This window comes from Microcoleus sp. B3-D7 (assembly GCF_036705305.1).
Lineage (GTDB): Bacteria > Cyanobacteriota > Cyanobacteriia > Cyanobacteriales > Microcoleaceae > Microcoleus.
In genome coordinates this window covers 333,297-346,612 of the sequence record NZ_JAUBUE010000001.1, presented here as the reverse complement: position 1 = coordinate 346,612, position 13,316 = coordinate 333,297, and the positions used below count along the sequence as shown (strand labels likewise).

The window sequence follows — 13,316 nt, the reverse complement described above, 5'->3', positions numbered from 1 at the left end:
TCTATAATTCTGTTCTTTTGGATCAATTAATAAGTTGCAATGGGGATATAAGCCATCCAGACCATCAAAGATTTATGGAGAGGTATCTGAGCGATCGACCGGAGAATCAGCCTCTAAAACCAGGTCGGAAACAGGGGACAAAACAGGGAGCAAATCGGGTAGCCGTGCTGGGTTAACGAGTCCGGCATAATTTTCGTAAAGAGTGCGGACATCATGGCCGGTGAGGGCAGCGAGCGCCACTGGGTTCATGCCAGCTTCCAAACCATGCGAAATCAAAGTATGCCGGGTGTTGTAAGGTTTGCGATAATCAATTCCTAATTCTGCTAGTGCAGGTTTCCAGTAGCGGTTGCAAAAATTTTTAGCATCGATCGCGCATCCTTCGACACTGGTAAAAATTGGATCATCCGGCTGCCAATTTTCAGGTCGGCGATCGAGCAGTAGTTGTTGCAAACGGGGAGTTAGCGGCACCGTGCGGTCTTTATTCCGCTTGGCAGCTTTGCGCTTGCCATTTTTGAGAGTTTCTCCGAGCCAAATCCGATCGCACTCACTCGAACAGTGCCGCCATCGCAAGGCCGCTGCTTCCCCAGTGCGGAGTCCTGTCCCAAATTTAAATTCCACATAGTTAAGGAAGTGTTTCAAATTTGGGGAAAAACGAAATTTCTGAACGATCGACTCAATTTCCTTCAAAGTAAAAGGATCTGGGCGCTGTTTTGGTGGAACTGAAACCTTAACTTCGTCCCAAGGATTTTCTACTAGCAGCTTCTTTTTTTGGCCCCACTCCCAACAAGCGTTCATTAACACAATCCTTTCCCGTACCGTCACGGGTTCAAGTTTCTGTGTTTGTCCCAACCAGTCTCTAAATTTCTCAGCCACACTTTCAGAAACAGAAACACAGGTTTTGTTTTTGAAAAACGCAGACACGTGTTTCTCCAGTCCAAGATATTTAGCGAGAGTAGCAGGTTCGATTTTCCGGCGCTTGTACTCGATAAATTGGTGAAACAGGTCAGAAACAGAGATGGATTCTTGTTTCTGTGGCTTGTACTTTACCAGGGAGGGGTCAAAGTTGCCACTAGCCATGTCGAGTTCAATTTGGGTGGCTTGCATCGAAGCAGCTTTACGGTTGGCGAGCGTATCCGGCAGACCGATGTACAACCAAAATCGTTTTCCTTGCCATGACCAAACTAAACGAAGCCGATCCTTAAAAATCTTGACCTTCACAGAGCCTTTTGCCATATCCCAATTTTATCCCACTTTTTGTCTGAGTATGACATATTCTGTCACCCCTTATTGAGAATGGGAAAGGAACGATTTATCGACCAAAAATAATGGAATCCTTAGTGTATAAGGATTCCATCTATCGGAGCGGCGGGATTTGAACCCACGACCCCTACTACCCCAAAGTAGTGCGCTACCAAGCTGCGCTACGCCCCGACAGCTTTAACAGCTTAGCATAGAATTCCCGAAAAAGTCAAAAAACTTTAAAAACTTTTGCAGCCTGCACCAAACTCGGAACCACAGCCGCCGGCCAACAACCCTCGCACCTCCTGCCAGCATTCAAGATCAATTGCACGCTGTAAGCTTCGGGATAGCCTTCCACCTGCACCCACAGCAAGTCGCTTTCGGCTTCAATTGCTATTTTTTCCTCGTCCATTAACTCAGAGGCCATGTGACTCATTGTGCCGGCTAATTGCTCCAACAATCGGCAAAAATCGTTTAACTCAGCCTCTGTGAGTTCGATCGCCCAACCGTCGCCAGCCACTAAACCCTTAAACTCCTCGGCCTCCGGGTTCCATCCCAAACGCCACCCAACACCCGTTTTAATTACACGTTCCACCATTAAGCGATTTTAGATCTTAGATTTTGGATTTTAGATTAGTAGGACTTATATCAATTCCGGTTGCATCGGAATAGTCAAATCCAGTCAACTGTCAACAATTCCCGATGGTGCAACCGTAATCGATCTAATTCATCTGCGTTAATCTGTGTTTATCTGCCCTCATCTGCGGTCAAAAAAAGATAATTTCAGCAAGCGCAGATGACAAGGGATTGACGCGGATTCACGCAGAGGTCGAGAAGAGAGATAGGAATAATTTCGATACTCACAGATTTGATATTACCAATAAATACGAAAGAAAGTGGGTTTTTTACCATTTTCAAAGGCCGGGATGCAATATTTTCGTAAAAACCCCGGTTTCTGCATTCCTGAGTATTAAGGTGCCAGCAACTTCGCATCTCCCGGCTGCGGCTGCGGTATCTCCGGGGAATTCGATCGCCCTTGTGGTTTTTCCCCCGTCGCAGGTGTGCGCCCACCCCGGGAATTCTCCGTAAAAACATCAACCAAAGCTTGAACCAAAGCATCTCGCTGTGCTCTATTTAACCTTTGAATAGCAGCACGATCCTGTTCCATTGGATTTGAGCGCAAAACGTCCTTTCCCGGATAAACGCTTTCAACCAAATAATCAGGAGTTGCCCCCAAATAGTCAGCTAAACTCAACTTCCAATCAAAGCGGTAATTGGGCGGCCGTCCTTTGACAAATACGTGATATCGAATCAACCGCCCGACTAAAGTATTGGTAGGATCGACTTTTCCTGTTTCCTTAGAAATGTAGTTATTTTCGATCGGGAAATCCGGCAATTTTTCGTACACCAATTTCCACGCATCTTGCACCCTAACTTGCGGCGGCGCAGATTGTTGAGCCACCCGCTGCACTGAGGCAGACTCAGAACTCCGCAGCAGCGAAGGTTCCAAAGCGGACATACTCAGTTCCCCGGATTCCAAGACCCAACTCAAAAGCGTGAAAATCGCTACACTCAAAGTAACAAACAGAAAACTTAAGCCCTGCTTTAATCTATTCACGGTTTTGACAACAATTTGAAAAATAGAATAATTTCATACACTTAGCCCCAGGAGATGTCCTAGTTTATACTTTTAGGATTTACGCTCATCCACCCGGTTTATTAGTAAAACAATCAGAGGTTTTTTAACGAGGCAGCTAGGAATAAACCGCGTTTCTCGTCCCGCGCGCCCAAGTCTAGTTTAAAAAAGTTGTGAGTTTTGAGTTGACAAAAATTGCTGGCAATTCACCACTCAAAACCCAAAACTCCTGAAGTCTAGATGTCTCCGATAATTTCCGGCTGAGTCAGTTCGTCCGACATCTCAAATATCGCCCGCATTACAGGTTTCATTTGATGGTCGTCCATATTGTCAAAATCTTCATAGCGACGGCGTTTTGCGCGGTTCGCCACCTGCACCGTAATCCGATAGCGGTTGGATGCACCGTTAATCAACTCTTCCGCCCGACGGGTTAGCTGAGTTGAATCGAAAGTTGGACGCTTAACCATGAGACTCCCTACTTTAGGTAATGTTACATTCTAGTTTAGTATGTCAAGATTCATAATTTATTAACTGAGTATCATTGCTTATGCAGGCAGCAACAGCCTATTTCTTTGGTAACTTGCATCGGGTAAATTCTCATCCCCTCAAATTGGTTGCTTTCGGCGACAGCTTAATCTACGGTTTCGGCGACGGTGTAGGCGGTGGCTGGGTGGAAAGATTGCGACGCCAGTGGATGTTACCGGAGAGTGCAGGACACGTTTTATACAATTTGGGGGTTCGGGGCGATCGCACCTATCAAGTCTCCCAGCGACTCGAAAACGAGTTTCGCCACCGTGGCGAGCTCAGAAACCGTGTCCCGGATGCGATTATTCTTTCAGTAGGTCTCAACGATTCGGCGAGAGTGCAGTCGCCTACCGGGCGCAGCTACACTGATTTTGAACATTTTAAAACTGTTTTGGATCATTTGTTAAACCTGTCCCAACAACTTTGTCCGGTGATATTTGTGGGGATGGTGCCGGTGGATGAAAGTAAAATGCCTTTTCAAGATTGTTTGTATTACAGTCATGCTGACCAATATCGGTATAAAGAAGCAACGAAATTAGCTTGTGAGTTGCGGGGAATTCCCTATTTAGATATTTTTGATAAATGGATAAATCGGGGCAGTGATTGGTGGCAATCGCGTCTGATTGCAGACGGGCTTCATCCCAATGCAGCGGGGTATCAATCTTTATTTGAAGATGTGACAAGTTGGGAACCACTCGCCAGCATTAGTCATTAGTCATTAGTCATTAGATAAGGATTCATGTCAGGGGGTATTGACAAAGATGATTCTGGAGGGAGATTATTAGAATTAGGAAAAAAGAGCAGCCTCTCAAACTAGACAGTGAAATATTGAACCAGTTGGCTCCCTCGCCACTGGTAGAGATAATTATGGAGCAGGCCAAGGCTATAGAGCAATTAAAATCGAGAGTAGTAGAACTAGAAAAAAAAATACAGGAACTAAACGTCAGCATAGATTTAGAAAGTACAATATCATCAAAACCTCCATCGGCCGACCTCCTCAAAAAAGCAGAGAAGAAACCAGAAGATCAACCATCCAAGAGGCAAACACCAAAACGGAAACCAGGAGGGCAACCAGGACATCCGGGAAAAACCAGAAAAGGGTTTGACCGAGTAGATAGAGAGGAGATATTACGGCCGCAAGTGTTTAGATGCTGTGGTCAACAGGAATTCAGTGGCAAACCAATAAAAATAGAAACACAGCAAGTAGCACAGTTAGTGAAGCGGCCAATTGAAATTGTATAATATCAAAAATATACCTGTATTTGCAGCCAGTGTGGGGAAACACTCTTCAGCAGACTGGTCAGCCGAGATAGTAGCAGGACAAGATATCGGAATCAGACTGCAAGCTTTTTTAGGATGGCTCAATCATTACGGGCATTTATCCTACCAAAAACAACAAGAACTATTATGGGAATGGGGAAAAATAGAAATCCGGGTGGGAACATTCGTAGCCACAAATGAACGAATAGACGGTGCAGTAAATCCAAGTATTGACCGGCTTAAAGAGTGGCTCAAGCAAACACAGCCAAATATCCATGTTGATGAAACACCTTGCTTAGTCAAAGGGATAAAAGAATGGTTATGGATTTTTGCCAATACCGACTTCGGTCTATTTCATGCGGCTGATACTCCTTCTCGCGCCCAGTTAGAGACCATCCTGGGTTCGAGCTACTCAGGGGTACTGAATTCTGATGATTATAGCGCTTATAATGGTTATCCGGTGAAAGCAAGGGCAGAAATGTCTGGCGCATTTATGCCGTCATTTCAAGAAGCTGATCAAACTTCCCGGATTAAATAACCAATAGATTGGGGCCTTCTTTCTTAGTCTGGTCGATGAAGCATTTAAAAACTACGCTTTATTCCAATAGAACCAAAATAGTGATGAATTCTTGAGTTGGACATCAGGGTTTCAACTAAAAGTTGAAACTTCAATTCATTCCTGGATGGAGCAAGCCGGAGGGGAAGCTGGTAAACTTTGGCGCTCCTTGCAAAAGAAATCCCATCAGTGGTGGTATTTTTTAGAGCACCCGGAGAGCCCACCGGATAATAATTTAGCCGAACGAACATTACGTGAGAGCCGTCACAAAAAGAAAAGTTAGTGGAGGTTCCCGCTCAATGGAGCGGTTCCAAGATACTGCCAATCTATTGACAGTTATACAAACTTGTCGTCGTCAAAGACGTTCTGTAATTGAGTTTTTTGACCAGGCTATAAAAGCAAGGGTTAAGGGTTAATTCGGCTGTGCAGACCCCATCTTTAATCCCTCAACTTGAGACCTGAATCCTTACGAAGAAAGACCAGTCTGGACTGTTGATGTATCCGAGTTACCACCTCTGCATAATCAAGAATTATGGACGGGATTAAAAATAGTTGTCATGATAGTTAGTGAACGACGGGTGTGGAATAAAACCACGACTGAAGCTCATTTTTACTTGAGTAGTTTAAGCAGTAATGCTGAGACAATTGCTGGGGCGCTCCGCAGTCATTGGGGCATTGAAAATAGCTTACATTGGACGCTAGACGTTACATTTTGTGAAGATGAAAGCATAATTCGGAAACAGAGCTCTCCCGAAAATTTTGCACTTCTACGTCGCGAGTGCTATAAACTTACTGAAACAAGAAAAAACTTCAAAACTAAGTCTAAAAATGAAACGGTATCGAGCAGCAATGGACAATAATTATTTAGTTAAAATTTTAAACTCTGCCAGTTAATACTCCAAATATAATAGCAATCTAAGAAGGAAAATTATCTGGATTTAAGAAGTTCATAAAATCTTAATGTTGTGATTTAATCTGCTCAAGTCGGGTTGAAATTAAGAATTTTAATAAGGTTTTTTTAGTTATTTAGTAATGCACAAGTTCACGTTTTTGTTAAATTAATTTAGATGCGTTTACCCTGACCGCAGAAGGAACCTGTGCGTGGGAAGTGTTTTTGTATTTAGTTGATACTTGTCGCAAAAAAAAGTGAATTTTTACCACTATATTCCCGATCGAATTACACAAGTTTTTGAGCTACCTAAATTGGCATATATCATCAGAAATGCGGCTGTTTGAGCTGACCCACTCATCACTATTTAACATCTATTCTTCCCCTGCCTCTGAACAATTATAGCAGCGTTTGCGCCTCATGAGCTGCACCTGATTCTCTCAATTTAAGGATTGAAGAGCCTTTTTCTATACCTCACCTACCACCTGAAAGGCGATATTTTTTAAATGGCGATCACACCCAACATTTAAGACACAAAAAAACCACTGCCCCGACTCGTCATACCGGGCGGGGTAGAGAGTCGGGGCAGATTGGGAACAACGATCGCAATATTTGATTCTGATTGCCCTGGCCATTGTTACTCTGTTTCAAACAATAACGGACTCTTGAGGGCGGGCGAAAATCATGCGGCCGGCGCTTGTTTGCAGGGCGCTGGTGACTACGACTCGGGCTTCGCCGCCGACATAGCTGCTTCCTGCTTCTACGACAACCATTGTGCCGTCATCCAAGTAACCGATTCCCTGAGAGGGTTCTTTGCCTTCTTTGCGGATTTTTAGTTCGATCGTATCTCCCGGCAAATAAGTCGGGCGCACCGCATGAGTCAAATCGTTGATATTCAAAACAGGCAGTTTTTGGACGGTTGCTACTTTCGATAAGTTGTAATCGTTGGTGAGCAAAATACCGTCGATATCCAAAGCGAAGCGGACTAATTTCGCATCGACTGTGGCAATATCTTCGTAGTCCGCCGAGTGAATTTGAATCCGTTCTGGATATGTTTCTTTGATGCGGTTGAGTACATCTAAGCCGCGGCGTCCGCGCACTCGCTTTTGATCGTTGGCGGAATCAGCTACCAGTTGCAGTTCTTGGAGCACGAATTGCGGCACGATAATTTGACCTTCGAGGAAACCTGTTTCTAGCAAGTTTTCAATTCTGCCGTCAATAATGCAGCTAGTATCGACAACTTTGGCAGTTGCTGGTTTGAAAGTACCTTCGGTTAGCAACACCGTGTCAAAGCTTTTGGGGTTGATCAGTCGCAAGAAAGCGCGGCCGTGGGTGTCTGTCAAACTGACGCCTGTGAAGCCGAACATGACGCTACCCAAGACTGCGACTAAAGGTTTGATGAAGCCGAACTCGCGGGGTATTGGCAGCAGGAATAGCGGAGCCAGCATTAAGTTTGCTACTAGCAGTCCGATGATTAAGCCGATTGCCCGCGTCAGTAACATCTCCACTGGCATATCGCGAACTTGTTTTTCCAGCCGGCGGTAGGTTGTTTGAGCCACTAATCCCATCACGAAGCCGATTAATGCTCCAAAGGAACCTAGTACAGAACTTAAGCCTTGTATATTTGTAACTTGCAGCAGCAGATTGCTCGGCAGGAGTTCGACTCCGTAATAGCCGATACCTCCGCCTGCGATTATGAATGAGATTATTATGATTGCGTCTAGCATTAGTTCTAGGTTAATGAATTTATTCCTATTATATCTTTCCAGTGCTGATACTTGTTTTCATGCTTTGGTCGGATCTCGCTATATCTACTCAAGGATTCTCATAAACTTATATTTCGGGGTTGTACCCTCTGAGGGATGTGCGATCGAGCATATCGGCGTTTACCACGCCGGGGCGAAAGCAGGCACGAGGTGCGAATAAACCGCCCTGCGGGCTGTTCGGGAATTGTGACGCAGCGAAACTGGTACGAGGTTAAATTACAAGAGCCGATCGTTCGCAGCGCTTTTTTGGTAAGCAAATGTCATAATATACATAATTATTCATGATGGTTTAATTAAAACTTTAGATTTGAAGTTGCGCTTTTGGCTTGAAATGTAATGAACCCTACCACAGATTATTTAACATTTAAATTAAAAAAAAGTGTGCAAGCGACAAATCCCAGCATTCCCACTTCGGCTTACCTGCACATACCTTTTTGTCGCCGCCGCTGTTACTACTGCGATTTTCCGGTTTTTGTGGTGGGCGATCGCAAAAATGGCGAGAATTCCGGCACAATTGTGCAATATGTTGCCGTACTGTGTCAAGAAATTCAAGAAACTAAAAATTTAGGCGCATCTCTGAAAACAGTTTTTTTTGGTGGAGGCACACCTTCGCTGCTTTCTGTGAGTCAGTTGAGCAATATTTTAGAGACTCTCGACGGCAAATTTGGGATTGCTGCTGGGGCGGAAATTTCTATAGAAATAGACCCGGGTACGTTTACTTTAGAACAGTTGCGGGGATATGCAGCGGCGGGAGTAAATAGAGTTAGTTTGGGAGTGCAGGCTTTTCAGGATGATTTGCTGCAAGCTTGCGGGCGATCGCACTCAGTCGCTGATATTTTTGAAGCAGTGGAAATAGTGCGATCGGCTGGTATTGTCAATTTCAGTTTAGACCTAATTTCGGGACTGCCTCACCAAACTTTAGAAAACTGGGAAGCTTCCCTAAAATCTGCAGTAGAAATTAGCCCGACTCATCTGTCGAGTTACGACTTAATTGTTGAGCAGGGAACTGCTTTCGGGCGCTACTTTGAAGCCGGTGCGCAGCCGCTACCAGCAGATGAAACCGCTGCTGGAATGTACCGTTTAGCGCGGGAAATTCTGACCGGTGCTGGCTACGAACATTACGAAATTTCTAATTACGCTCGCGATGGCTATCAGTGCCGCCACAACCGCGTTTATTGGGAAAATCGCCCTTATTACGGTTTGGGAATGGGGGCGGCGAGTTACGTGGAAGGCCGGAGGTTGACAAGGCCTCGCAAAACTCAAGAATATTATCAGTGGGTGCGATCGATGTCTGGCCTCAATTCCCCAGCTAATCCTCAAATTGGGGGGGAAACCCAGCCCGATATTTACCCAGCAATTGAGCCAAATTTTCAAGTCTCAGAAAATGACGTTTTGTTAGAAACGCTGATGCTAGGTTTGCGTCTAGCAGAAGGAGTTAGCCTGTCGGCGCTGACTCAAAAGTTTACTCAGGAAACGGTTGATAAAATTTGGCGTTGTTTGCAGCCCTACTGGCGGCAAGGATGGGTGGAAATTATAACTGCGGATGGGGCGATTCCCTACGGGATAGCTCCGCTTCACGCAACTTTAGGCGAGGGCGCGAAACTGCCACTTTCGGGCCATTTGAGGTTGAGCGATCCCGAAGGTTTTTTATTTTCTAATACAATTTTAGCCGATTTGTTCAGCAAGTTAGGCGAGGATAATTAACTCTGTCTGAGGAAGTATATCCCCAGCAAGCGCGATCGACACTAAAGCTGGGGCCGCCAATGCGATGGGAAGGAAATTCAATTGCTCCCTAGCTTGATTATCTCCAAAATAATATATTTTCTATTGATCCCTAAACAAATCTTAAAGGCGAAGTAAGCCTTGAGATAGACGCAACGACTGCACTCCAGCCGCCATACTTAATACTGAACATTTAAAAAGTAATTTAATGAACACTTTAACTATCGAGCGCAACCAAACCCAAAACCAGCCGTGCCTTGTGATTAGCGAGCGCGCTTGCAATCCGGCTTCCAAGTGTAATTTTTGCGGTCACTACCAACAGGCAAGAGGTTCAGTCGGTCACTGTCAATTGTTGAACGCACCTGTTAGAGGAGGATGGAAATCTTGCACTTTAGCAATGCCGGCTTTTGCACCTTCTTGGGAATAGGGGGAAGGCGCTGATGTTTCCCCCGTGAAATTTATTAATTAACCCAAACAATGTAAAAAAAATGGTAAAAAAAATGTATAAAAAATTGTGTTTTAACTGGGAAGCTGCTATACTAAGCTTAGGCCCTTCGCCGATCGCTCGCACAATTGCACACACAAGTTAAAAAGATGAATTTGACACTAAATCAGGTAATTTCCGAAGGTCATACGCGCATTTTGTGTTGGTATCTTAATAATACTAGCAAAGTGCAAATCGCTCGCATTACAAATATTCCTAATTGGTATTTTGAGAGGACGGTGTTTCCGGGGGAACGTTTTTTGTTTGAAGCACTGCCGGAAGCTCAGTTAGAAGTTTGCAGGAGTGCGGATACGGGTGCTATAGTGTGCGAGCGAATTTTGTGCGATCGGCTGCGAGTTGAAGAATTAAGCACGGCTGATTAAAGATAATCCTTAGACTTACCAACGAGAGGTAGAAACCCGGTTTTTTTTCAGAAACCGGGTTTCTCTGTATGATTATAAAAACTTAGTTGGCTTACACACTCGCGACCTCAAAAACCTCGTTTCTTCGTATACTTCTGGTTCCTCGTCGCAAAATTCGTAGAAAGCGGGTTTATAACCCTCATGCGTCAGCCCTGAAACTGTCGCAAATGTTAATCTAAGCTAAATTATAAAAAATCCACCACTCTTCAATCCTAAAACCCGATGTCCCTCACCGAACAAATCCTCTCCCAACTGCCAGGAGACGCCCTCGGAGGCCTGAGAAAAGTCGATCGACTCTGGGAAAACCTCAAACAAAACCCCGCACCAGCACCCCAAGCAGTCAAACACAGCCAACAACCCCTGGAAATTCTCGACTTCGACATAGTTATCGGCGGTGGAACCCTAGGAATATTAATCGGTACAGCCTTAGCCGTGCGGGGTTGGCGGGTAGCCCTGCTCGAACGCGGTACCCTGCGAGGGCGCGAGCAAGAATGGAACATTTCTCGCAAAGAATTAGACGCCTTCTTAGAACTAAATTTGCTATCTGTTGAAGAGATAGAAAAGGCGATCGCCACCGAATATAACCCAGCCCGCATCAGCTTTGCCAACACCCCAGACATTTGGGTGCGCGACGTACTCAACATCGGAATAGACCCACTTTACCTCCTAGAAACCTTGAAACAGCGATTTCTCCAAGCCGGAGGCGAACTATTTGAAAATACACCATTTAAAACAGCCACAATTCACCCAAATGGAGTCCTTATAGAATCTGAAAAAAACGACTCACCACCTGCTAAAAATTTATTTAAAACCCGATTATTATTAGACGCAATGGGACATTTTTCGCCGATTGTCCGCCAAGCAAGACAAGGCAAAAAACCCGACGCCGTATGTTTAGTAGTCGGCAGTTGCGCTCAAGGATACCCCAAAAACGACACTGGCGATATATTTGCATCCTTCACCCCAATGCAAAATCAGTGCCAATATTTTTGGGAAGCATTTCCAGCCAGAGACGGCCGCACAACCTACTTATTTACTTACATAGACGCCGACACAGAAAGATTCAGTTTACAAACATTATTTGAAGAGTATTTGCGCTTGCTTCCCCAATATCAAAACGTCGAACTCGAACAGTTAAAATTCCAAAGAGCACTCTACGGATTTTTCCCCTGCTATCGTCAAAGTCCTCTAAAAACGGCTTGGAATCGCATACTCCCAGTCGGAGACAGCAGCGGTAGCCAATCTCCCCTCAGCTTTGGCGGTTTCGGCGCAATGGTGCGCCACCTCAAACGCTTGACTCTAGGAATTGAGGAAGCTTTGACAAGCGATAGTCTCAGCAAAAATTCCCTCGCACTTTTGCAACCCTACCAGCCCAATCTATCAGTTACCTGGTTGTTCCAGCGTTCGATGAGTGCTGCGATGAATCAAAAAATAGACCCCAATCAAATCAATCAACTTTTGGCTGCCGTATTTCAGGTAATGGAAGAGTTGGGAGAACCGGTACTCAAACCGTTTCTTCAAGATATCGTGCTGTTTCCGGCTTTGTCCCAAACCCTGTTTAAAACAGCAATAAGCCATCCCGGATTAGTTATGAAAATTATCCCGCAGGTGGGAATAGCCAACTTGCTCGATTGGATGACTCATTATGTAAATTTAGGGGTTTATACGGGATTGCAGCCTTTGGGGAAAGCCGTAGAACCGCAGTTAAAAAAATTAGCCCCGGAGCAGCAATACTATTTTCACCGATTAGTTGAAGCGTGGCAATATGGCGCTGGAGGCGATTATTAACTGATTAATTGTGGCACGGGCATCTTGCCCGTGGCTAATATATGAAAAGGCTTCCCGGCCTGTTCCACAACATAATTATATTAGTTGTGAGTCATGAAGGAGCTATAACTGCTAAAGCTTGGGGAATCACTCGGAATTTGGCAGGGGTGTAAGTTGTGATTTCACCGTCGGTATTAATCGGACGACGTTTGCTAGTATTAACCTCAAATTCTTGAGCGTGCAAGGCGCGAACGTTAGGCCAAATGGTATGATTTCCTTGCCTCATAGCTGGCAGCAAAGCAATGATTTCCCACCATTTTTTTATTTCCAAACTGTACAAATCCAGTCGCTTGTCGTCGATTGTGGCATCTTCGGCAACTGTCATCCCACCACCGTAGTAGCGGCCGTTGCCAATGGCAATTTGAATAGTTTTAACATTAAAAGATTGGTTTTTTACCTTAATTTCGGCTCGGAACGGTCGCGCTGACAAAATTGTTTGCAAAGCAGTAAAAGCATAAGCTAAAACTCCCCAGCGCTGCTTTACGTCTTTAGTCAGCCGCTGGGTAATTTCCACGCTCAATCCCAAACTTGCCACATTAAAAAAATGCTTGCTGTTCACCCAACCCAAGTCTATGAGCCGAACTTTACCGCTGGCGATGACTTGACAAGCTGCTGATAAATCTGTAGGAATTCCCAGAGTCCGGGCTAGGTCGTTAGCAGTTCCCATCGGCAAAATCCCCAAGGGTAACTTGGTGTCTATCAAACCTTCTATTGCAGCGTTGAGGGTGCCGTCGCCGCCGCCGATTATTACTAATTCGACGCGATTTTGGTAGCGGCGAATAGTCTCTGGAAGTTCGTGGGCGTGGTCAGTAGATTCTATAATTAACTCAAAACCCAGTGCTTCTAATTCTACAGTGGCTTGAGACAATAGCTTTTGCCCTTTTAGGGAGTGCTGGTTTACTAAAAGTAGAGCCTTCTTCATTTGTTAATTTTTAATTAGGAATATTGCTGATTTTAAATTACAAAAAGTATAGCTTGATGCCTTAAGTG

At 44.8% G+C, this 13,316-nt stretch carries 12 protein-coding genes, 1 tRNA gene and 1 pseudogene; 7 read left to right on the top strand and 7 right to left on the bottom strand.

Translation table 11 applies throughout. From position 1 onward, the window contains the following. Positions 1 to 72 precede the first annotated feature (72 nt). From QUB25_RS01285 to QUB25_RS01265, 5 genes are all read right to left on the bottom strand, one after another. Positions 73 to 1,233 carry a tyrosine-type recombinase/integrase gene (locus QUB25_RS01285; protein ID WP_333181687.1) on the bottom strand — a complete coding sequence of 387 codons (1,161 nt, stop codon included), beginning with the start codon at positions 1,231 to 1,233 and terminating at the stop codon, positions 73 to 75. A gap of 124 nt (positions 1,234 to 1,357) precedes the next feature. Continuing rightward, positions 1,358 to 1,431 (bottom strand) — tRNA-Pro (locus QUB25_RS01280). Between the two features lie 37 nt (positions 1,432 to 1,468). Then, positions 1,469 to 1,837 (bottom strand): DUF1818 family protein, encoded by a 369-nt coding sequence (locus tag QUB25_RS01275; protein WP_333181685.1) that lies wholly within the window; start codon positions 1,835 to 1,837, stop codon positions 1,469 to 1,471. Positions 1,838 to 2,209: 372 nt separating this feature from the next. Further along, positions 2,210 to 2,758: a hypothetical protein gene (locus QUB25_RS01270; protein ID WP_333181684.1), complete on the bottom strand. Its 549-nt coding sequence runs from the start codon at positions 2,756 to 2,758 to the stop codon at positions 2,210 to 2,212. 353 nt (positions 2,759 to 3,111) lie between these two features. Continuing rightward, a complete protein-coding gene (locus QUB25_RS01265) occupies positions 3,112 to 3,342 on the bottom strand; it encodes a DNA-directed RNA polymerase subunit omega (protein WP_015175138.1) in 231 nt (76 codons plus the stop codon). A gap of 80 nt (positions 3,343 to 3,422) precedes the next feature. Here QUB25_RS01265 and QUB25_RS01260 point away from each other — a divergent pair, with 80 nt between their 5' ends. The 3 genes and pseudogenes from QUB25_RS01260 (at position 3,423) to QUB25_RS29700 (ending at position 6,076) form a co-directional block, all read left to right on the top strand. After that, the gene (locus QUB25_RS01260) at positions 3,423 to 4,115 is read left to right on the top strand and encodes a GDSL-type esterase/lipase family protein (RefSeq protein WP_333036413.1); all 693 of its coding nucleotides are present in this window, start codon (positions 3,423 to 3,425) and stop codon (positions 4,113 to 4,115) included. A 71-nt stretch (positions 4,116 to 4,186) separates the two neighbouring features. Next, positions 4,187 to 5,632, top strand: a pseudogene (gene tnpC, locus QUB25_RS01255) (IS66 family transposase). Between the two features lie 42 nt (positions 5,633 to 5,674). Next, entirely contained in the window at positions 5,675 to 6,076 is a 402-nt protein-coding gene (locus tag QUB25_RS29700) for an ISAs1 family transposase (protein WP_445251922.1), read from the top strand. Between the two features lie 676 nt (positions 6,077 to 6,752). Here the strand turns inward: QUB25_RS29700 and QUB25_RS01250 are convergent. Next, positions 6,753 to 7,832 carry a PIN/TRAM domain-containing protein gene (locus QUB25_RS01250; RefSeq protein WP_333036414.1) on the bottom strand — a complete coding sequence of 360 codons (1,080 nt, stop codon included), beginning with the start codon at positions 7,830 to 7,832 and terminating at the stop codon, positions 6,753 to 6,755. 375 nt (positions 7,833 to 8,207) lie between these two features. On the opposite strand from QUB25_RS01250, the gene hemW reads away from it, so the two are divergent. The 4 genes from hemW (at position 8,208) to QUB25_RS01230 (ending at position 12,287) form a co-directional block, all read left to right on the top strand. Further along, positions 8,208 to 9,575: a radical SAM family heme chaperone HemW gene (gene hemW, locus QUB25_RS01245; protein ID WP_333181683.1), complete on the top strand. Its 1,368-nt coding sequence runs from the start codon at positions 8,208 to 8,210 to the stop codon at positions 9,573 to 9,575. 226 nt (positions 9,576 to 9,801) lie between these two features. Continuing rightward, a complete protein-coding gene (locus tag QUB25_RS01240; RefSeq protein WP_333036417.1) occupies positions 9,802 to 10,020 on the top strand; it encodes a hypothetical protein in 219 nt (72 codons plus the stop codon). Between the two features lie 167 nt (positions 10,021 to 10,187). Then, the gene (locus QUB25_RS01235; RefSeq protein WP_333036418.1) at positions 10,188 to 10,460 is read left to right on the top strand and encodes a DUF1830 domain-containing protein; all 273 of its coding nucleotides are present in this window, start codon (positions 10,188 to 10,190) and stop codon (positions 10,458 to 10,460) included. 261 nt (positions 10,461 to 10,721) lie between these two features. Further along, positions 10,722 to 12,287: an FAD-dependent oxidoreductase gene (locus QUB25_RS01230; protein ID WP_333181681.1), complete on the top strand. Its 1,566-nt coding sequence runs from the start codon at positions 10,722 to 10,724 to the stop codon at positions 12,285 to 12,287. A 91-nt stretch (positions 12,288 to 12,378) separates the two neighbouring features. On the opposite strand, the gene QUB25_RS01225 is transcribed toward QUB25_RS01230, so the two are convergent. Continuing rightward, the gene (locus QUB25_RS01225) at positions 12,379 to 13,248 is read right to left on the bottom strand and encodes a lipid kinase (protein ID WP_333181679.1); all 870 of its coding nucleotides are present in this window, start codon (positions 13,246 to 13,248) and stop codon (positions 12,379 to 12,381) included. Between the last annotated feature and the right edge of the window lie 68 nt (positions 13,249 to 13,316).